General features: G+C 41.5%; 19 protein-coding genes. 7 read left to right on the forward strand and 12 right to left on the reverse strand.

The features are described 5' to 3' along the window. Positions 1 to 146: 146 nt before the first annotated feature. Together E2P86_RS05250 and fsa are read right to left on the reverse strand one after the other, a co-directional pair. Positions 147 to 1,997, reverse strand: coding sequence for a collagen-like domain-containing protein (locus E2P86_RS05250; RefSeq protein ID WP_134431267.1), 1,851 nt, complete (start codon positions 1,995 to 1,997; stop codon positions 147 to 149). Positions 1,998 to 2,515: 518 nt separating this feature from the next. Continuing rightward, positions 2,516 to 3,175, reverse strand: coding sequence for a fructose-6-phosphate aldolase (gene fsa / locus E2P86_RS05255; protein WP_085473840.1), 660 nt, complete (start codon positions 3,173 to 3,175; stop codon positions 2,516 to 2,518). 124 nt (positions 3,176 to 3,299) lie between these two features. Here fsa and E2P86_RS05260 point away from each other — a divergent pair, with 124 nt between their 5' ends. Beyond that, a complete protein-coding gene (locus E2P86_RS05260) occupies positions 3,300 to 4,520 on the forward strand; it encodes an MFS transporter (RefSeq protein ID WP_134431270.1) in 1,221 nt (406 codons plus the stop codon). Here the strand turns inward: E2P86_RS05260 and E2P86_RS05265 are convergent. The 6 genes from E2P86_RS05265 to E2P86_RS18110 form a co-directional block, all read right to left on the reverse strand. Further along, positions 4,506 to 4,949 (reverse strand): retropepsin-like aspartic protease, encoded by a 444-nt coding sequence (locus tag E2P86_RS05265; RefSeq protein ID WP_134431273.1) that lies wholly within the window; start codon positions 4,947 to 4,949, stop codon positions 4,506 to 4,508. The two genes, E2P86_RS05260 and E2P86_RS05265, sit on opposite strands and share 15 nt — an antisense overlap. Positions 4,950 to 5,195: 246 nt before the next feature. Further along, the gene (locus E2P86_RS05270) at positions 5,196 to 6,122 is read right to left on the reverse strand and encodes a malate dehydrogenase (RefSeq protein ID WP_085473843.1); all 927 of its coding nucleotides are present in this window, start codon (positions 6,120 to 6,122) and stop codon (positions 5,196 to 5,198) included. 54 nt (positions 6,123 to 6,176) lie between these two features. Continuing rightward, positions 6,177 to 8,507, reverse strand: a complete 2,331-nt coding sequence (gene tamL, locus E2P86_RS05275) for a translocation and assembly module lipoprotein TamL (protein ID WP_134431276.1) — start codon at positions 8,505 to 8,507, stop codon at positions 6,177 to 6,179. Next, positions 8,473 to 13,746: a translocation/assembly module TamB domain-containing protein gene (locus tag E2P86_RS05280; protein ID WP_134431279.1), complete on the reverse strand. Its 5,274-nt coding sequence runs from the start codon at positions 13,744 to 13,746 to the stop codon at positions 8,473 to 8,475. Before E2P86_RS05280 ends, tamL begins: the two co-directional genes overlap by 35 nt. Positions 13,747 to 13,968: 222 nt before the next feature. After that, positions 13,969 to 14,451, reverse strand: coding sequence for a DUF6169 family protein (locus tag E2P86_RS18370; protein WP_085473846.1), 483 nt, complete (start codon positions 14,449 to 14,451; stop codon positions 13,969 to 13,971). Then, positions 14,435 to 14,599 carry a hypothetical protein gene (locus tag E2P86_RS18110; RefSeq protein WP_159451860.1) on the reverse strand — a complete coding sequence of 55 codons (165 nt, stop codon included), beginning with the start codon at positions 14,597 to 14,599 and terminating at the stop codon, positions 14,435 to 14,437. Before E2P86_RS18110 ends, E2P86_RS18370 begins: the two co-directional genes overlap by 17 nt. 124 nt (positions 14,600 to 14,723) lie before the next feature. Between E2P86_RS18110 and E2P86_RS05285 the strand changes: the two genes are divergently transcribed. The 5 genes from E2P86_RS05285 to E2P86_RS05305 all read left to right on the forward strand — a co-directional run bounded on the left by E2P86_RS05285 (position 14,724) and on the right by E2P86_RS05305 (position 18,397). Next, entirely contained in the window at positions 14,724 to 15,395 is a 672-nt protein-coding gene (locus tag E2P86_RS05285) for a response regulator transcription factor (RefSeq protein ID WP_134431282.1), read from the forward strand. Beyond that, a complete protein-coding gene (locus tag E2P86_RS05290) occupies positions 15,396 to 16,673 on the forward strand; it encodes a sensor histidine kinase (RefSeq protein ID WP_134431285.1) in 1,278 nt (425 codons plus the stop codon). It begins immediately after the preceding gene. A 72-nt stretch (positions 16,674 to 16,745) separates the two neighbouring features. Next, positions 16,746 to 17,201, forward strand: coding sequence for a PepSY-like domain-containing protein (locus E2P86_RS05295; RefSeq protein WP_085473849.1), 456 nt, complete (start codon positions 16,746 to 16,748; stop codon positions 17,199 to 17,201). Positions 17,202 to 17,391: 190 nt separating this feature from the next. Continuing rightward, positions 17,392 to 17,826 (forward strand): PepSY-like domain-containing protein, encoded by a 435-nt coding sequence (locus E2P86_RS05300; protein ID WP_134431288.1) that lies wholly within the window; start codon positions 17,392 to 17,394, stop codon positions 17,824 to 17,826. 139 nt (positions 17,827 to 17,965) lie between these two features. Then, positions 17,966 to 18,397 carry a Dabb family protein gene (locus E2P86_RS05305; protein WP_134431290.1) on the forward strand — a complete coding sequence of 144 codons (432 nt, stop codon included), beginning with the start codon at positions 17,966 to 17,968 and terminating at the stop codon, positions 18,395 to 18,397. 1 nt (position 18,398) lies between these two features. Here the strand turns inward: E2P86_RS05305 and E2P86_RS05310 are convergent, their stop codons facing one another. The 4 genes from E2P86_RS05310 to E2P86_RS05325 form a co-directional block, all read right to left on the reverse strand. Beyond that, positions 18,399 to 19,274: a hypothetical protein gene (locus E2P86_RS05310; RefSeq protein ID WP_134431293.1), complete on the reverse strand. Its 876-nt coding sequence runs from the start codon at positions 19,272 to 19,274 to the stop codon at positions 18,399 to 18,401. A gap of 175 nt (positions 19,275 to 19,449) precedes the next feature. Further along, a complete protein-coding gene (locus E2P86_RS05315) occupies positions 19,450 to 19,638 on the reverse strand; it encodes a YqaE/Pmp3 family membrane protein (RefSeq protein ID WP_134431296.1) in 189 nt (62 codons plus the stop codon). 33 nt (positions 19,639 to 19,671) lie between these two features. Beyond that, complete coding sequence (locus E2P86_RS05320) at positions 19,672 to 19,950, reverse strand: hypothetical protein (RefSeq protein WP_134431299.1); 279 nt, start codon at positions 19,948 to 19,950, stop codon at positions 19,672 to 19,674. 156 nt (positions 19,951 to 20,106) lie between these two features. After that, complete coding sequence (locus tag E2P86_RS05325) at positions 20,107 to 21,126, reverse strand: acyltransferase family protein (protein ID WP_166785145.1); 1,020 nt, start codon at positions 21,124 to 21,126, stop codon at positions 20,107 to 20,109. Positions 21,127 to 21,277: 151 nt separating this feature from the next. Here E2P86_RS05325 and E2P86_RS05330 point away from each other — a divergent pair, with 151 nt between their 5' ends. After that, positions 21,278 to 21,637: a DUF4180 domain-containing protein gene (locus E2P86_RS05330; protein WP_134431305.1), complete on the forward strand. Its 360-nt coding sequence runs from the start codon at positions 21,278 to 21,280 to the stop codon at positions 21,635 to 21,637. Positions 21,638 to 21,714: the final 77 nt, after the last annotated feature.

Genomic DNA, 21,714 nt, shown 5'->3' on the forward strand with positions numbered 1-21,714 from the left:
TGTATAGTTTTGCAAAGCTCAATTTTTTGCTTTTGCTGACAAACTGTATGGTGGTCGTGTATTTGCCTTTTTCAGTTGCATTTCCTGGAGGGAACACTTTTATATAATCATCTGCCCCATATAAATTAAGAACCTCGGCAGGCACGTCATCGGCTTTTACGGCCTGAATTTGGTATGACAAATATGCCCCTCCTAAAACAACAATGTCTTGTACATTTTCTACGTGTAGGTATGTAGATCTCTGATGTAATGCCAGGGTCAAAATTTGCCGTAATATAGTCTGGTCGGGTGACCTCATAGGTTCCAACTACCATTCCTGGGAAGTTCGGATGTTCGACAGCACCATTTCCTATCGTAGGTGGTACTCCTGGAAATTTAACGACAAACACAGCCTCTTCTCCAAACTCAAAGACCGCAGGACGTGCTGGAACATTGAGCAGATAATTGCTGGACTCTAATTTATTGTCTGATTTAGCTGACGCTAGAATAGGGATATCTTTTTCGACATCGTTTACGAGTGAGAAGAATACTTTACCATCAGGGCCAGCTGTCTGCGTATATTTCTGGCCTTTATAGATTATGGTTACCTTTGCACCCTCCTCCGTGTTAAACTCAAAGATCTCTTTTGTGTTATCAGCAGGGTCAATGGCGTTTTTAACGAATGACAATGGGGTAATCTCAATTGGAACGCCAGGTGCAGACTCCCCAGATAAATACTTCCAGAAATCATCTAAATCAGTCTCTGTAGGAGGCCATGGATTATTTTGTTTGTCAAATATTTCTCCATCCTTAACGGCTTCAACCCACATTGAATAGGCACTGACACCGTCAGTGCCATCCTGACCAGCAGGTCCCGCAGGTCCAGGTGAACCGGTATCTCCTTTCTCTCCACGTGCGGGAAGTCCCGTATCTGTACCATCGATTTCCCAATTTCCAGCATCATTTATTTTTACTTTAGAGCCATCTACTCCGTTGCTTCCATCAGTTCCTTTTGAAGGATTACCCGTATCTACACCATCAATTTCCCAGTTTCCTGTTGTCGAGCTTATGGTTATTACCGATCCTGGTTTACCCGCTGGCCCCGGAGCTCCATTTAAACCTTCTGCCTTTACACCTGTATCGACTCCGTCAATTACCCAGTTGCCAATGGCGTTAATTGTGATAACAGATCCGTCCTTACCGTCAACGCCGTCTTTGCCTTTGGTCGGTACGCCCGTATCGACGCCATCAATATGCCAGTTGCCATTGCCGCCAATCGTGACTTTAGAACCATCTTTTCCCACAGAAGGTTTACCGCTATCTGCACCATCAATAAACCAATTGCCGTTTCCGCCAATAGTAATCACGGTACCAGGTTTGCCCGCAGGTCCTGCTGGTCCCGGATCTCCTTTTGAGGGTCTTCCTGTATCTTTGCCATCGATAAACCAATTACCATTTGAGCCAATCGTGATTACCGTACCATCTTTTCCATCTTTCCCTTTTGCTGAAATGCCACTATCTTTTCCATCGATTACCCAGTTGCCATTCGTGCCAATTGTTATTACGGTGCCATCTTTTCCTTTAGCGGGTATGCCGGTATCTTTATCTCCAATTTGCCAGTTTCCTTTATCGTTGACGTGTGGGGTTAAGCCCGCATCTCCCTTAGCACCCGTCATAAATTTATAGAAATCAGCCTGTGTGTTTTTACCCGCAGGCCATTTTGAACCTGGATTGTGGGGATCATCGACAGCCCCGCTGGCAATATAATCTTTCCAGATATCGTATGAACTCTTTCCATCATCTCCCTTATCTCCTTTTTCGCCTTTTAGAAACTTAAAGAAGTTTGGTAAATCGGTTCCTTGGGACCATTGTATCTGTCCGCCTTCAACGGCCTTTACCCACTCTTTGTATGCACTCATCCCCGCTGGTCCTGGTGGGGCAAGGATGTCGAGGTCATTACATGATGTAAGATGCAGTAACGTTATAAACAAGACTGCAGTGTAAATTATTTTCTTCATAAGAGTTTTATTTTTATCGTTTACAACAAAATAATTTCTTTATTGTTTGTTTTGTTTAAAATGGAGAAAAATTAAAGGGGAGGGGAGTTTGTGCTTGCCTGTAGTTCGTGGTTGGTTGTTAGTCGTTTGTAGAAAGTACTTCCTACTCTATACTCTTTATGTCGCTGCCTTACGGAAACTAGGCTGTTATGCTACGTTGATGTATCGGATCGATACCCTTAATGTACGGGTTTAGTACCTCTCCCGTAGGCCCCCAGTACCTATGTCCTACTAAGCCCGTACATGCGTAGTAGGATAACCGTACATGAATGGTAGGGGAAGCGGGGCACCTCTAAAGATGAATTGGAGATTCCGTGAATGTGCGTTGGAGATTCGAGAGACGGTTTGTTGGGGGAATCATCTCACTGGATGTTACTGGTTGGATGGATTTTTCAAGGTGGTTTGATAGGGGATAGAAACAAAAAAGCCTTTGAGCAATAAACTCAAAGGCTTTATATGTTTGTTATGAGGTAAGTTGATTATTTACCTGCTGCTTTTGCGTGATCAGCTAAGAACTGAGCAAGACCGCTATCTGTCAATGGGTGCTTTAACAAGGCAGTAATAACAGATAAAGGACCAGTCATCACATCTGCACCAATTTTAGCACATCCTAAAAGGTGAGCACTGTGGCGCACGGAAGCCGCTAAAATTTGTGTTTGGAAACCATAGTTATCATAGATAAGACGGATTTCTTCAATCAAGCCTAAGCCGTCAACTGAGATATCATCTAAACGACCTACAAAAGGAGAAACGTAAGTTGCACCTGCTTTTGCAGCCAACAACGCTTGTCCAGAAGAGAATACTAAAGTACAGTTGGTTTTGATACCTTTACTGCTGAAATATTTGATGGCTTTAACACCGTCTTTGATCATCGGGATTTTTACAACAATCTTTGGATTCAAAGCAGCTAATGCTTCACCTTCTTTGATCATATTTTCGTAGTCTGTTGCAATAACCTCAGCACTTACATCTCCATCAACGATATCACAGATAGCTCTGTAGTGGTTAAGTACATTCTCTTCACCGCTAATGCCTTCTTTAGCCATTAAACTTGGGTTGGTTGTTACGCCATCCAATACGCCTAAATCTTGTGCTTCTTTGATTTGAGCTAAGTTTGCTGTATCAATAAAAAATTTCATTTTGATTGTTGATTTATAGTAATTTAAAAGATTTTAATATCGTGTTTTTCAATTTATGGTACAAAAATAGCTATATTATTTTCAATTCTTGTATAAGTTTGTTCAAAACATTACGAAGCTCCATATGGATATATTTCGCTCCCTCTCTTACCGGAACTACAAGCTGAATTTTATTGGTCAAGCGATCTCGCTTTTAGGTACGTGGATGCAGCGTGTAGCTATCAGCTGGCTGGTTTATGAGATGACGGGCTCTATATTTTGGCTTGGTTTCGTGCAGTTTATCTCGCTTTTGCCTTCTCTTGTATTATCTCCTTTTGTGGGATCTTTTGTAGATAAACATAAAAAATATAGGTTGGTCTTTGTAACGCAGATTGCGTTGATGATCCAAGCGGGCGTATTGACGCTCGTTGTAGGGATGGGCTGGGAGACGGTCTTGATTCTCTCTGTATTGGGATTTCTTCAGGGGGTAATCAATGCATTTGATGTCTTAGGTAGGCAATCTTTGTTGGTTAGTTTAGTGGATAATAAAAGAGATCTGCCTAATGCCATAGCACTTAACTCGTCTGTATTTAATGCGGCACGGATGGTCGGGCCAGCAATTGGCGGGGTGTTACTGACGAATTACGGCGAATTTGTCTGTTTTGGCATAAACTTTCTAAGTTTTATACCGGTTATTATTTGTTTGATGCTCATGAATGTCGTCGAAGAGGAGATTAAATTAACGAAGGAAAGTAATTTGGAGGGACTGGTGGATGGATTTAATTACTTGAAACGATCGCCCCACCTCGCGTCATTGATTATTGTGTTGGCCTTTTCTAGCTTACTTGTCATTCCCTATACTTCGTTGTTACCCGCTGTTGCCAAAGATTTGTTTAATGGAAATGAGGCGACTTTCTCGTGGTTTGAGAGTGCGGCTGGTTTGGGCGCAATGATTGGTGCAATCAATATGGCACGTTTACGTACAGGACAAAATTTACGTTATCGTGTCTTGTTCTCCGCGCTATTAATGGGGCTGTCTCTCTTGTTGTTGGCGTATGCACATTTTTTACCGACAGCCTTGCTTTTTACGGCGATGGTATCTTTTGCTATGATGATGCAGAACTCATCTATTAATACCTATTTACAAACGCATGCTATGCCACACTACCGAGCCCGTGTCATCAGCTATTATGTAATGGCGTTTCAAGGCGTAGCGCCTTTGGGGACGTTGTTGGTTGGTGCCGTTGCGGAGTATACAGGTATTAAAACCACCTTATACATTATGGGTGGGGCAGGAGTGGCGATTGCTATTTTCTTTTACGGCTATCTTCGTCAACATATTCACCGACCTTTATTCAAGTTTTAGACCACGCTGATTTAAAGTGAGCGTGAGCTCCTTGTAATTAATCTTTGCTGCAAAACGACGGAGAATATCTCCACCCAGAATGCCTATCACTGGAGGGAATTCCATTTGTTCGTACGCATAGTTGATGGCACTTAAGTCGAGTATGGCCGCATTGAACTTCTTAGTCTGCCAATGCATTATCCGCAATTCCGGAATAATAATACTATAACTTTGCATGCTGTTTGTACCTAAACCGGTGGATAGAATATCGGTGTGCAACATTTCTTCTTCCTGTATGCCGATGTTAAGAAGCATGGTTTTGTCGAGCACAGTTTTGGAAGCTCCGGTATCGACTACCATCTTATGTGCTTGTCCAAATAGTTCGACGCGGACCAAGATATGGTAGCCATCACCTTGTAGATTTAGTATTTCTAATGGTATTTTTTGCATGTTTTTTTTAAAAATTCTTCAAGAAACTGAGTTTGTTTCCGCTTTTTCGCTGTTGGTTCTTAACGCCTTTAACCTCGCCGGAATACGGGTGCGAGCCGAAGGCTCGTGTCCTCTAATAAAAGATATTATGTAAGTCCGGGTTAAAATCTCAAATTAGCATGGGTAATAGATAAAAAAGACACAATACCTTGTGTCTTTTTTATTTTCCTTCGACCAACTATAAACTATAGTCTACCAATTGTCCAACTAATCACCCAACACCGCATTCATGGCACGAACAGCATCTGCGGATGCTTTAAATAGGGCAGCCTCTTTGTCGGAAAGCTCTAGCGGTACAATGCGGTCCCAACCTTTTTTGTTTATGATGACGGGAACACCAATATTGATATCTGTTTCACCGTATTCACCTTCCAAGTAAACGGATGCCGTGAATAAGCGATTTTGATCCCGCACAATGCTTTCAACCATGGCAGCTGCTGCTGCACCAGGTGCATACCAGGCCGAAGTGCCGATCAATGCTGTAAGTGTAGCGCCGCCCACCATTGTTTTCTTTACGATTTCATCTTGTTCCTCTTCCGTTAAGAAATTCCGTACCGGAACGCTGTTCCACGTGGCATGCTGGATGAGGGGAATCATCGTTGTATCACCATGTCCACCGATAACAATTGCATTTAAGTCGTTCGCTGAAGCATTAAGTTTATCTGCTAACTGATATTTAAAGCGCGCAGAATCCAAAGCACCTCCCATTCCGATAATTCGGTTCTTTGGAAGTCCACTTGATTTCAGTGCCAAATAGGTCATCGTATCCATCGGATTTGATACGATCAAAATAATGATATCAGGTGAATGTTTAACTAAGTTTTCGACGACCGATTTCACAATCCCCGCATTGGTTCCAATCAGCTCTTCACGCGTCATTCCGGGTTTGCGTGGAATTCCCGAAGTAATCACAGCGACAGCAGAGCCTGCGGTACGGCTGTAATCATTTGTAACACCTATAATTTTAGAATCAAAGCCCAGCAAAGCCGAGGTTTGCATCATATCTTGTGCTTTCCCTTCAGCCACACCCTCCTTGATATCCAAAAGGATAATCTCTTCAGCCATGTTTTTTCGAACTAGATTGTCGGCTGTGGTAGCACCAACAGCGCCTGCACCAATAACTGTGATTTTCATATCGCGTCGTTTTAAAAGATCAAAAACTACTATATGCTAAATATAAGAAAAAAATTAAAAAGGATAGCCGATTGCTAGGTTGAAAATCAAATTATTATGACGCCATGTTGAACTGCCGAAGTCAATTTCCTTAAACACCCAACGTTCGCTCGAAGGCCGGTATGGCACGCGGATCGGTAGCGCTAAATCGGTACGTATAATCAAGAAATCCAAGTCAAATCGTAAGCCGGCACCAGCTCCTACAGCCAATTCTTTCAAGAAACTACCCGTAAGCTTTCCACCGGGTTTGTTTTCATCCTCTCGCTGCAACCACACATTTCCCGCATCGATAAAAAAGGCCCAATGGAACATCCCTGAAATCTGTGCCCGGTATTCGGTATTCAGCTCCAGCTTGAAGTCTCCCGTTTGGTCGGCAAAGAAATTTTCTTTACCAATATTTTCTGGCATGGAACTTCCCGGTCCGACAGAACGTGCTCGGAATGCACGTAAACCATTTGGTCCGCCCGTGTAATATTGTTTCAGGTAGGGTAGAGACTTGGAGTTACCATACGAATAACTTGTACCGATCATAATGCGCGAAGCCAGTGTAGATTTCGGTGTTAGTTTCATGTAATGACGAAAGTCGGCTTCAACTTTTACGAATTGCGAATAGGCGGTTCCAAACAACGTCTCCACTTTGTTGTCTTTGTAATTGGCTCCTTGGATTAAACCAAGCACATTTCCGGACGTATTTAAGCCCGCCTTAGCATAAAAGGTGTGCTGCTTGTTTTCCATGCTATTGGTAAACGTGTAGCTATAATTTGGGCCAAACGAGAACTGCGGATCTACAATATGTCGGAGCGTAGGGACGGTATCCATCTGTGCTTGATACTCCGCGGAGATATTGCGCGGTTGCACATATATAATCTCCAACAAAGCAAGATCATGTTGCTTTTGTTCATGCTCCTTCCAATTGTAGCCGTAGTTGATTGTTAACGAATTCAGGGTATATGCATTTCGACGGTTCAAGAATTCATAGCCTACTTTGGTGTATGTTTTTGGAATAAAGCGACGCGAAGGAGCCCATTTGTATACGGATAATAACCGAGGCCACGTGATGCTTACTTCCGCACCATAGCGGAGATAGCTGGAATTTAGGTTTACATTGCCACCGGTTTGTGTTTCATACCCTCCAAATAGCGTGAGGTTCACTGTTTCAAACCCTTTGAAGGCGTTTCGTACCGTCCAGTTGACATTTCCTTCCGTTCCGTTGTAGACTGAAGCTGTTTTAGCCAGTGCCTCAAAACGCAGCGAGCGCTTCGGTAACGGCGTTAAGTAATAGTAGACATCCATGCTATTCGTGGAGTCAGGTGTATCTACAAAATTGTTTTTTACAAACTTAAAGGCATTTAGGTTGACCAAATGACTAATCGTCAAGTTGTGGTCCTGCCGATTGTAGGTATCGCCACGTTTAAAGAAAATATGGTTCGCCAGTACCTTCTTGCGGTAGGTATTCTGTCGGTCGATGATGTAAAAATTATTTTGGTACAATTCATACCGTTTTGGGTTGGATAGCGTATATCCGCCATCTGTTACCTTATAATTAGGATGAATAAAAATATTACCGATCTTTTGTGGATGTTTCGCTTTTTCAGGTGTTTCTGGCTTTAGCGTTACATACATATTGACTTTATGATTGCCAATCGTGCTATCCACCTCCACCAGTAGGTTGTCTGGTGAAAAATAATAGTATCCTTTATTCTTCAGGTCATTGTCAATCCGCTCACGCTCGTTAATAATAACATCGAGGTTATAGTTACTCCCGACTTGGAGTAAAGACTGATTGCGTGTGCTGTAGATATCACGTCCCAATTCTTTTAAGGAATCTACTTCAAAATTGATTTTGGCAATACGATAGATGTTACCTGGAAAGGCGTTGTATTTTACTTCCCCAAGTTTTCCTCTTATAATGGTATCCGATGTGACATAAGAATTAAAGAAACCAAGGTTCTCCATGCGGTTTCGCAGGATATTCTCATTGTATTCTCGATTGACATCACTCAAAAGAACAGGCTCTTCACCACGTTTTTTTAGCCAGTTGCGGACCAGATTTTTTGTGGTATCAGCACCGCCACCGGCGTAGTACATCCCCAGTTTGAACCGCTGCCCCAAAAACTTTTTATTAGGTTTAGGGGTCAGAAGTGTTTGCATATACGTTTCAAAGGTTGCTTTACGCTGGGCATCCATACTATCTTTATGGATGGTTACGGTACCTTTGTCGTATAGGAATTCATCTTCCGCGAGGTGTTTAGTACCACTGCAGGCGGCCAAAGATGCCAAAATAAGTAGGCTTCCGAAATAGAATAGTGTATTACTTTTCATTGGTATTCCTTTCTTCCTCTTCATTTCTGACGGCTTTTGGTGTGGTATCAATCACGCTTTTTGCAGGCGGTTGATTGTTTTTCTCACGTTGTTTTTTTAGTTCTTCTTTTCGTTCCTTTTCTTTTCTTTTTCGGTATTCCGGACTGTGGGTCATCAGGCTATCCTGAATAACTGTGCGGACACTATCGCGGTAAACGGAGTCCATTTCCATACGTTCCACGTTAAACCTGCGTCGGAAGCCGCGACTTTCGGTATTATAATACTGTTCGAGTGCTTTCGAAGACATAAACAGTTCTCGGAAACGATCGTAGCTCATATTAATAATAAAACCGATACCTGTTTCTACAAATTGCCCTTGTAGCGTGGCTTGGTATTGATTTTTCCGATATACCCGTGCAAAATAACGGCCATCTTTTGAGAGCTGATATTCTAGTGATATATCACCCGCAATATTCGTCTGATTTTCTCCTGGTCTTGTTTTACCTTCTACCTCAAAATTGGAACCTATTGTAATCTTAAGCCGCTCATCAAAAAGCATCTTGGAAATGCCGACATTTAAATCGGTACGTGTCTCCGCATTGCCCGTTAGGTAATCTTCCTCTGACTGTAAGTTGAAGTCGAGCTCAACTCCTTTGATCAAATCGGATGCTAAATTGTTCAACTGGTTGGTCAACAAAGAACTTACTGTACTTCGTACCATGGATTCTGTGCCACCGCCGGAAAGACTTTCAAATGGATTAGCAGACATGAATCTACCTAATGCAATAAGTGAGAACACTTGCTTATTCAATTCGGCTGGATCTTCACGTAAGTTGGATAAAGCGATATTTACTTTACTGATGACATCTTGAGAAGCAATAGCATTGTTCTCATCCAGATCGATATCAAAATTAATGGTTGGCTTAAACAGCTCGCCTGTCAGGATCAGTTTCACATCGAATGGAATTCGCTGTTTGTATAGGTTCTGATTTTCGGAGCCTATCTGTGACTGTACGAGTTCCAAGGAAGAAAATTTGTTGGAATAGAGCGCCGTTATATCCAGTTGCGCATCAAGTGGGTCGCCGTTCCAGACAATGGTACTTCCCTTTTGGAAACCAAAATCTTTGGCGATAGGACCGAAAGAGAAGGTATATTTTCCCTTTTCAACGGTAAAGGTTCCCGACATGGTAATCTTATCGCTGGCATCGATTGTGGTATTCAGCTCTGCAATACCTTGAATCAATAGCGCATCTTTGGTTCCTTCATCTAACACAATCTTAAACTTAGCGTCTCGATCGGTAGTAAGATTCAAGGCAATATCGTAGCCCGATAAATGCGTAGCAGTGGTCATGGAGTCTAAGCGTGCAAAGACGTTGGATCTCGCCGTATCGCTACGGTTCACAAATTTTACTACGCCATCGCGTTGTGCAATCCCAGGGTCGTCATTTGGTACGATAAATACAAAGTCAGTTTTGCTGTTCGCCTTTACGTTACCATCGATCCGTGGTTTGTCCAAATTTCCGGTAATGCGCAGGTTGGACGTAACATACAGTTTACCGTAGAATAAGTCATTGTCTTCTCGCGTCGAGTTTACTGCCGCAAAATCGTTGGTATTTAAATTCAGATTGAAATCAAAATCTGTATATGTTTTCGTTTTTATAGTCCCGTTTAACTTCGCCAGGTTTCCCCGTGCATCTTTAATCTCAAATTGCTTAAATTGGATCCCTTGGTCATTGAAATAGACAGTTTGTTGATTCATCAATAAATCAGCATTCAACATATCAATGTTCAACCGGGCATCCAGGAAGGTGGCATTACCGTTAATCCGAGGTTCGTCAAGATGACCTGTTATTTTCAAGACACCGCTCAGGTCGCCTTCACAGTTTTGAAGGTATCCCATACTGAAGGCTTGAACTGTAGACATTTTCATCGGACTGAGCGATAAGGTCGCATCAATGGATCCCTTACCATCTGGCGGTTGTACATAATCACCGACCAACTGAATATCGTTTCCATTTTCAGTGACACGAACATCTACCGAGAAGGTGTTTTCTTTTACATTATTTACTTTCACGAGCACATTACCAATGGTATCTTGACCGAAGTAAAAACGATCTATAGTAAGGTCAGATACAAAGACAGGACTTCCTTCGAGGCGTGAGACGGTGGCCGTACCATTAATTCCACCGCCGAGGTTCAACATTTCTGAATCGAGGATTTCAGTGAATGTTTCGATTCTAAAATTATTGAATGTGAGGTCGATCGGTGAGTTCATGACACTATCTTGCGATTGGATCAACAGTTGTTGGCCATCGTTTTTCAACCTAAAGTTATGTGCCAATATCCCTGCCTCGCCAAAGCTAATCGCATTGGTCGGGTCAATCTGCCAGTTATCGTAGTTCAACATCAACCCATCTTCGTTGAGGCTTAGGATGTAGTTGCTTTCGGTAACCCGCATCTTCGCGCCTAAATGGTAGCGTTCTTTATCTTTACTGTCCTTCACCCATAGTCCAAAGTCCATGTTGTTTTCGAACACACTGCCACTAAATACGGTGTTGCTCAGCTCGATATTATTGACTTTGATTTTTTCTATCAGCGCTGAATAGTAAAGGGTACTATCGGAGGTCGTGATATCTACCCCTATATCCTCAAACATCATCCCATCGTACTGTACTTTGGGAGCCAGAAGTTTTGCCATTACACTTTTATTCGTACTATTAAACGTACCATCGAGTGTAATATCCTGCATGGATTCTAGCTTCGGGAAGAAATCCCGGATAAACCGCGTATTGCTTAGGCTGGCACTAAATTCAAAGTTTTGAGGGGTATACTCCATTTTTGATGGAGGTGTTCCTTTGGGATTATAATACATATGTACAATATCCTGCATGGCCATCGGTAGCTCCGTTAAGGTATATCGACCCACTAAGTGGGCTTTCAGGAACTCAGAGCGTAGTACCAAGGTATTTCTGTTGGTATCTGCTTTAGCGGTCAATGAAACAGTATCCAGGGTAAAACGTTCGTTATTGTAGGCGATGGAGGAATTGGAAACAATGATGGAACCATTCAGGTGATTGATATCGGCTGTCTCAAAATCAGCAAGAATCTTTCCGTGATACCGGAAATCATCGTCCATCAACTTCAGGTTTTTGAGGTTGATACTATCAATCATCATTTCCGCGTGTATCTTCGGATACTTATTACGCATGTCGGCGGCAAAATCAACGTTAAACTGTACGTTGGGATCCGGACTAATGATTTTTCCGGCAATATCACCATCGCGGGCCTGCACATCAAGATCCACGTTGCGGTAGGTATATCCCATTGCTTCCAACATATTCAGTTGGCCAACAATATGGGCATTCATGGTTTTGGGGCTTATCCCGGTTCCTGTCACCTGCGCTTCAGCCGAAAGGTTACCTAAGACGGAGTCTTGTTTTAAAAGACTACCGATATCGAAATTATCAATGGTGACATACGCATCGTAAGTCGTGTCACGACCCATTTTTAGGTTTCCATTTACAGAAGCATTACCTTTTTCAGTGATGAGACTTAGGTTCGCATCAAAGCCTTTTGTACCTCCCTTGAAGGTTCCGGCTAGGCTGATCGAGTTTGGAAGAGCAAAATTTTCGGGTAGGAGCGACTTAGCAATTAAGCGCTCTATATCTGCACGTCCGGTTGTTAATTTTTTTAGATTCAGATCTATAGCCATTTTGTCTACATCAGGCAAGCCTTTGATGTTCATGCTGGCAATCAAATGTGTTTTATCTAGTGTTTTAAACTCAATATGGGGAATAGTGAGGTTGTCTACACGTCCACGCACATTTCCATCGATATAAAAGCTACGCGTCATAAGAGGCTTCATAACTTCCATTGTCGCTAAGTCGGGCGCAAAGTATTGGATGTCACGCATGTCGATGGTCGATCTTTTTATTTTGGCATCAATGACCATGAGCCCCGGATTTTTTGCAATAGCGTCTAATGATGGATAGCGTACTTTAATGTAATCGCGGATAACGGTATTTGGTGTCTGAGCAATTAGATTTTTGATCTCAGCCCCTGTGTCTGTATAGACAAAATCACCCTGTAGTTTTTTTATTGTCAAGCCAGAACGATCTTTAGCGACTAAAGCTTTCAAAGACCCGGATATAGAATCAGCTGCGTAGTATAAGTCTTCGAGATCGGTGGTAAGGTCGCTGATGCGGATGTTGAAATAATCAAATCCTTTCATGCGGGGCTGGTTGTCGTCGCGATAGATTACATTGGTTTTATTGACCAATAGTTTTTCTGCGGAGACGACCCAGTTAACAGGTGCTTCGGAGGTGCTTGCGCTAGGTGTTGATGTTTTTTTCTTTGCTATTTTAGCAAATAATACCTGAGCATCGGCTCCGTCCAAGATTACTTCGCCAACCTCTACCACTTCCTTGTTCAGGTCGATCTTATGGAGTTCCGCAAGCAGTGTTTTAATATCGAACTTGGTATCCATAGCCGAACCAGCATCCTTATAACCAACTCGTATGTTGCGTAAATCGAGATCTCGAATATCAATATCCGGAAGGAGGTCGTTAGCTGCGTCGGCCTTTGTCTGGACAATACCAAAATCTTCAGCCTTAGGTCCCGCTGTTGCCGGAGCGGTCTGCCATTGCTCAACATCAGCCTGCAAACCATCAATGACTACCTTCGGAAGGCTGAAGGCCATGTTTTTTGTGAGATCAAATTTCTTGATGCTTGTTTCTAAGAGTCGCAGGTTAATATCAGCTTTGGTACCGATTACGTCATCTTTATATACAAAATGAACCCGCTTGAGGTCTATATCTCCGAGATTGAAACGTAACGGAGCTGATGTATCTTCTTTTTTTGGTTTCTTTTGAGGTGAAGCAAAGGCTTTAACAATATAATCGAAGTTGAATGAACTATCAGGAAGGGTACGGTTTATTTTTGCTGTAATGCCTTCGAGCGCAATAGACTTTACTTCCACCGTGCTGTTTAGGAGTTTCCACATGCTGATATCGACCTTTAGTTTTTCGCCTGCCAGGAGGGTGTCACGGGATTGGTCTTCCATGTAGATGTTCTCCAACACGACACTGGTCGGAAAGGTAATGTTTACATAACCAATGGAAACAGGAGTTCCAATTTTCTGTTCCACATAATTGGTTACTTTGTTCACAACATAGTTTTGAACGGAAGGGATTCGGATCAGGAATATAACCAATAGTAGGAGCGCAATGAGCGAACCTACGATCCACAGGATAGTTTTTAAAGCTATTCGTCCAAATTTATTCAAAATCTGTGCACTTTTTGTATGTAATTCAATAAATGATAGTCTTACCTTAGAACGTAAAAAAAGTTTAAATGTTTATATCGACAATAAAATAATTCTTTGTGTAAAGGCATCACAAAGATAGTATTTGCATAGCACTTAAAGGATTGTCGATGAAAATTAACTATGTTCCCATTTTTTTCCTAAATCTAGGTGCGAGAACATGAATATGTGGCGCAAGATATGTCAACTTAATTTCCAAAAATCAATGGTAAAGTAAAAGGCATCCATGATTTTCTGTTTCTCAGGATTGTCAGGTTTGACTAATAGTGAACCGTAGAAGTCTTTTTCAGCGCTTTTCTTCGGTGTGTCGAACTTCTCGAGCTTAAATGAGGATTCTTTAAACCATCGGTCGAAAGTATAAAAACGATGATGGGCTTTTCCGTCTAGGTTCGTACAGAAAAATAACAATGCACTGCGAGGTTCTTGAGTGAAATATTCTTCAATAATTGAAATAATCGTGTTTTTTATTCTTTGGTCGTAGTGTTGTGGTTTTCTTTTGTCCGCCAGATGACAGGAAAAACCGAATGAGAGTAGGTTGATCTCCGATCCGTATTTATCTTGGAGTACGAATGCCGTAAAATATGCAAAGTATGTATTTCCCGATCTGGTTCGGAAAAAGTAAGATTTGCCGTCTTTATGACGATATACCTTATAACGGGCGAACAAACTCGATGTTTTCTATAGTCGATAGGTCATGACCGTCATCAATGGCTTTGGTAATCCGCCGTTTATCATCTGCTAATTTTTTGAAAGGATTTACTTTCTTGTCGGCAGTTTTTTTTATATTCCCTCTTTTCTCTTTTTCTGCTTTCATCGTATACGAATATAATAAAAAATACTGATAATTAAGGTGTTAGTTGGTTTCTTGTGCGCTTAAAACAGAACATTCCCATTTTTTTCCTAAATCTGTTTCTAAAATTGTAGCTTTAAGTATAAGTATGAAGATTTTAATCATTGAAGACGAAGTTGAGCTAAGTGCTGTTATCCAAGATTTCTTGGAACAGGAGAAATTTTTGGTCGAAACGGCTTTTGATTATGCGAGCGGTCTGGACAAAATTTCCAATTACGACTATGACTGCATTCTTCTGGATATTATGCTGCCAGGAGGTTCAGGTATGGAGCTCCTCGCACAGCTACGTGCCTTGGGGAAGAGCGATTCCGTGATTATTATATCGGCTAAAGACGCCGTAGAAGATAAGGTGCAAGGATTAGAGCTAGGGGCTGATGATTACCTCGCGAAGCCGTTTCACCTGGCCGAGCTCCATGCACGAGTTAAATCTATTATCCGGCGTAAAAATCAACATGGTGAGAATATTATTCATTATAAAAGCGTTTCTCTATTCCCTGATGAGCGTAAGGTGTTGGTTGGAAAGAAGGAATTGATTCTCAATAGAAAAGAATACGATTTGTTTTATTACTTCATGATCCGCCCGGAAAAATTAGTACAGAAAACAACCCTTGCGGAAGCCGTTTGGGGGGACCATGCCGATCAGGCGGACAGCCTCGATTTTATCTATTCGCAAGTTAAAAATTTGCGTAAAAAACTGAAAGATCAAAAGGCAGGTATTGACTTACAGGCCGTTTATGGGGTGGGATATAAGTTGGTTTAAATGAAAATTTCACTCAAGAATTATACGATACGCTACTTAATTATCGCCTTTTTGGTGATAATGGCCGTTTGGGCATCATTGTTTTATGCGTATATCTTGGACGAGGTGTATGATAATGTCGACGATGGGCTGAAGAACCAGAAGATAGAGATTTTGCGCGGGGTGTATGAAGAGCCCGAGCTTTTGGAAACTTCCGAATATGGGATCAATCAATTCCGTATACGTCCGGCCGAAGGAGATGAAGAGTTTTCAGAAGAAAATAGATTGAGCAGGGAGTTCTTTTATATGCCATACGACGATGAACAGGAACCCTATCGCGTTTTACGGACAGGTTTTTACGGACGAGACCATAAACCTTACCATTTGGAGATTCGTACCTCAACGGTCGAAGAAGATGATCTGATCTATGATCTGACAACCGCGCTCATGGTATTGTATGCTGTGCTTGTTCTTAGTTTATACCTTATCAATACATTCGTTCTGGGGCGAGCGTGGCGTCCGTTCAAGATTATTCTGGATAACTTGAATCACTACCGTTTTGGGACCAAAGATAAATTACGTCCTATTGATACGAATGTGCTCGAGTTTAATCAGCTCCATACCGAGCTCGATCGCATGTGGCGACGCAATGAAGAACTATTCGACGAGCAGAAACGATTTATTGAAAACGCCGCACACGAATTGCAAACCCCGCTCGCGATCACTATTAATAAATTGGATTTATTGATGGAGGATGAAACGCTGAATGAAAGCCAGTTGACGCAGATTGCCGAGTCAAAATCGTCTCTATTACGTTTGGTCAATCTCAATAAATCGCTATTGATGCTGTCTCGCATTGAGAATAAGCAATATAAAAACGTGGAACGCGTGAGTTTTAATGACATCAGTCGAGAGTTGGTGGATGAATTTCAAGATTTACTCGATTTTAAGCATATCGAACTTTTGTTGCACGAAGAGTCTACGTTCGAAATAGAAATGGACCGATATTTAGCCACTGTTTTAATTTCAAATCTATTGCGTAACGCAATTAAGTATACGCCTGAGGGCGGACAAATAAATGTGTTCCACGTACAGGATAGATTTTCTGTAACTAATACAGCGATAGGACCAGCACTGGATCCTGATATTGTATTTAATCGCTTTCATAAGGGCGAACAGGATAAAGGGTCGACAGGGCTAGGGCTGGCCATCGTAAAATCTATTGTGGATAGCTATCCTATTCTTTCTGTGGGATATACATACGCCAATGAAAAACACATGTTTTTTATTAAAAAATAATTTTTTCCCAACTTTTTCCTAATTCGGGTGTCATATTTGTTGTATAAGTTAAAACAACAGGTTTAGTATATTATGAAAAAGTTATCTCAAATTCTTACAGCTGTACTGATAGTCTTTACAGTTGCTGTCGCAAGTGCACATAGTTACGATCGTGGGAAAGTTATTCCTTTTTCGCAACTACCTGCAAAAGCCCAAACGTTTTTCAAAGCTCATTTTTCGCAGACGGATATTTCCAGTGTCATGCTTTTTACGGAATATGTAGTGAAGAAGGAATACAGTATTTATCTAAAAGATGGAAGTAAGGTGGAATTTGATGGGAATGGTGAGTGGGATGCGGTTAAGATGAAAGGAAAGTCTGTGCCCAACAAGATTATTCCGGCAAATATCGTACAGCATGTCCATAAAAGCTTTCCTAATACCTATATCAAGGAAATTAAAAAATCTCGAAATAAGTATGAGCTTGAAATATCCAATGGATTGGAACTCGAGTTTAACTTGAAAGGCGAGTTCCTGCGTATTGATGACTAAGGTATAAGAGAGGAGGGACTGTTATACGCAGCTTGTCGAAGTGCGGTGAAATTGTTTTTAAACGGTACGTCATCCTGCCTGCGGAAGAATCTCGCCACTGATTAACGGGAACAAGATGATCCTAACATGTTAGATAGCCATACAGAGTCTTGGTAAACAAAAGAAGAAACAAAACAAATTATATAATAAGATGAGAAAAGCAATTTTAGGACTTTCTGCGCTATTGATTGGTGCTGTGGTTTTCATGTCATGTGATGACGATGAGGTTATCTCCGAAGCAGATTTACCGGCATTATCGAAAACTTTTCTATCCACACATTTTAGTGGTGTAAATGTTAATCGCATCGAGAAAGAACGTGATAATTATTCCGTACACCTGGCGAACAGAATTGAAGTCGATTTTAATAAAGAAGGAGAATGGATAGAAGTGGATGGTGAAGATGGAGTAGTGATTCCAACGGGGTTTATCCTACCTAAGATCGTAGCCTATGTAGACGATCAATACAAGGATAACGATTTTAATGGAATTGAAAAAAAGCCCCACGGTTTTGACGTCGATCTCGTACGTGGTGATATTGATCTTGTTTTTGATAAAGACGGCAATTTCCTGCGTATTGATCCATAACAAATTTATAAAGAAGGGCGGCAGTAAGAGCCGCCCTTTTAGTTGGAGTATTGGCTTGTAGTTTGTCGTGTACTGTAGGGGCTGGCCTTGTCTCTACTTACAGAAAAAATACTTATCTTTCCGGTAAACAATCTAAACCATGCAAAGAAATCAATTTATTAAATCGCTTGCGTTAGCAAGTTTAGCAGCTCCTCTTGCAAGTGCTTGCACAAGCCAAAATGAAACAAGTAAACATGAATCAGAAGGACTGCATCCTGCTGGAACCATTGTTCACGCTGTATATTTTTGGTTAAAGGAAGATCTAACGGATGATGACAAAAAAGATTTCCTTAATTTTTTTGAAGCCCTCCGTAAGGTTCCTGGCATTCGTAGTTTTCAATACGGCAAGCCTGCGTCCACAACGCCTCGGCCCGTGGTCGACAACTCCTTTAGCTACAACCTGGTAGTCACCTTTAAAAGCATGGACGATATCAACACCTACGAGAAACATCCCGACCATTTGGCCGCTGCCGATAAATACAGCAAGTATTGGAGTAAAGTTCTTGTGATGGATACCGTCCTAGAGGCGTAGTCTATTTCATTTCTATTATTTCGCTGGCCACCTGTCCATTCCACAGATATTTGGTGCGTTTTTTCTTGATCTTGTATTCCAGTTCTTCGGCATCGATATCGATCACTTCACCTTCTTCGATGTCTTTAATGATTAATGTTGGATCGAGATTATGTTCGGAAGGGAATAGCAGCTTTTCATTATAGTAGAAAACACCGGCATCGCTTACGCTGCTCTTTCCAGGCAGTCGCACAAAGTCGCTTCCCGTCCAGCCTATATAATAATATTCGGTGGAGATGCCACAGGCTTCACCGTGGAATCCTACGCGGTGAATGGCCCGAATTCCTTCTAATCCCATGTTGCCGAATACTTTTGCATCGGTATAGGTCTGCCCACCCATAGTTACCAGGTAGGAGGTCTTAGCAATCAAATTAGTGTTTTTGTCTAATAGTTTAACCTCGCAGAGATTCACTGTCGATTCATCATTGGAGCGGTTCGTGTATTTATTGAAACCATACAACCAGATATTCCCTTCGTTATCCTTGTTGATATTGAAAGCAAGCAAACCTAACCAAATAAAACCTTCCTTTTTGCTGGAACCAACGAGGTATTCTATTTTATGCCAAGGGGCGTAAAAATCCTTGATCATCATAGTGTTGTATCCTTCACTGCGAATGATTACCGGTGCCCCCACTTGTAAGGAATCAATTACCTTACCATAGAGTCCCGGATTGTCGCGGATGTAGGCAACATCCGCAAAGACATATGCCATATCTCCTTTGTTTTTGTTCCAAAGGTTAAACTCTTCATTCACTGCATACGCGGCAGGTTCATCCTGTTGAGCATGTCCCGACAGGGAACATACACATATTAATATAGCTATAAGGCTTCTTATCATGAGAGCGAAATAACAGAAAAATGGATAAAAAGAAAAGTTTTACTTTGAAAATGGCTGAAAACAGGGAGTTTTCGAGGAGACGAATTTCTCTAGAGGTATGCGGCTACCGCCCGGTAGTTAGCGGTAGCCAATCATGAAATAAGGTCTATAGCAGACGACTTATGCGTGTACTCTTTTAATAGCCGCTCTGTACTGCGCGAAATCGTTTTTCGTTTTTCGCATCCAGGTGAGAAGCTACGGCCCATATCGCTGCCGGCAACCATCCGATCAAGGTGATCTGCAAAATCAAGCAGATAAATCCTAACAAAAATCGACCGCGCAAGAAAAAGGAAAACCAAGGGAAAAGTACCGCTATAAGTATCATGTTCGTTTTGTTTTAATGTTTTTGTATAAAAAATTACTTGTGTCCAATAACCTTAATACCCGACTCATTATCTTTCACCTCACGCTCCACCGCAATCTTAATGAAAGAAGTTAATGTAAGAATCACTGCGACTATAATAGCAACCGGGAAGATGATACCAATAACGATCGCAAATAGTAACGGTAAACTAATGTATTCCTTACCACTTTTAGCGGTGATTCTTACTGTTGATTGTTGGATTGCATCGAATGCTTTCTGAAAGCCATTTGTTAAATTTTCGCTGTCCATGTTGAATGTTTTCTTTGTGCTCATGATGTTTAATTTTTAGTGTTTTAAATGTTTGTTTCTGTTTGTATACTCCAAAGATAGGGTGAATGCTGACGCTGGCCTACGTGCATTAGGCGAGCTCAAGCAACAATTCGGTGAATACGGTAGTTTTTTCGGTGAATGTAGTCGGAAATTATCCAGTTAACTACAAAAGATGATACGGAGCTGCTTCGAGACAGCTGAAGAGCAACCGGAAAGGCGGATAAACATTTCCACAAGGTACTGCTGTACATAAGTTAGCGTACTAGCAAGCATGAAGACCACTAGAAAACGGATTCCCCAGTTTTCAATAGGAAGTATCAAGAGCAATAGGATATGCCACAGGTATATCCATATGGTGGATGAACCAATAAAGGTGATAAGCCTGTTGTTGAATGGAGCAAGCCAAGGTCTCAGATGAAATAAAAAGAGACAAATGGCTACGGCATAATACATGTAGAAAAGCCGTGGTGGATATTTAAATGATCCGATATTGAAAGCTACGTTTTCGTACAGGTAGAAGTACAACCCGCCCAGTGCAGTGAGCGCTATGGTGACAGTGAATAATATTGTTTTGGCGCTCTTTGTAAGGGATGTATACGTACTTCCTAGTAGGAAAAAAACTAAAAATCCTGCCGTATAGAGCAATATCTCGTTGAATTGCTTTCCGATACCATCCCCCAAGTAGGGTTGGACTAGGAGATAAACGACTTCATAGCTGATATAGTAGTATAAGATAGAAATCGGTTTCTTAAAATAGACCATGCTTAATGGCCCTAAGATTGCCATCATCAGGAAAACACGGATAATCCATACATAACCGAAGCCTTCTAACAGCAGGTAGCTGGAGCGCATAACATCTGGAAACAGGGTGTAGTTGATTGGAAAAACGGATGGGAAGCAATATTGAATAAGATAAAATAACGACAAGAAGATCCAAACAGGAACAACCAATCGAACAAAACGCTTCCCTAAATAGTCTAAAAGCGATGTAAAGCTCTGAATCTGATTTGCTCGACCAGCATAGAGATAACCCGATATGAAAACCATTAATGGTACATCGAAATTACGAATTTGAAAAAGCCAGTTGGGAGGTACCACATGGGCTAAGACAATGCAAAGGAGACCAATGCTCCGGAGAACATCAATCGAGCCATCACGTGTCTTTTTTCCGTTGTCCATTGTTTTGCGGATGCAAACATAGTTAAAAATGTTTAACTTAAATTGATTCTGTGGAGGTTGACGCTTCATCTAGCTTTTGTTATATTGCGCTATCTTCCTTAACGACTGTGTATAACATATAGACGAGGGACAAAATAACCAGATAAGACCAATGGAAATAAAAGAACATATAATACAGGGCGTTCGAATTGCAGAATTACACAGTGATAATATGTTGCTAGGCAGTGTCGAAGAAGCTGTAGACCTGCTTGGAAATATGTATTACAATCAAGCGGATGCTATGGTTCTTTACGCGGAACATATCGCTGATGCTTTCTTTGATCTAAAGACAAAGGTAGCCGGTGAGATATTGCAAAAATTTTCTAATTACAGGATGAAACTCGCTATTGTAGGGGATTTTAAACAGGTCTCTTCAAAGAGTCTACAAGACTTTATTCGAGAGAGTAATAAAGGTCGGTTGATCTATTTCGCGGAAACGCTCGAAGAAGCATTAGCGCAGCTCGTGCGGTAACATACGCTGTTGAATTTAAAATACAGCTGAAAGAAAAGGAACCAATTGTTAGTATGATTTTGAATGATGTTTTTTAA

The sequence above is a fragment of the Sphingobacterium psychroaquaticum genome, assembly GCF_004421025.1.
Classification (GTDB): Bacteria; Bacteroidota; Bacteroidia; order Sphingobacteriales; family Sphingobacteriaceae; genus Sphingobacterium; species Sphingobacterium psychroaquaticum.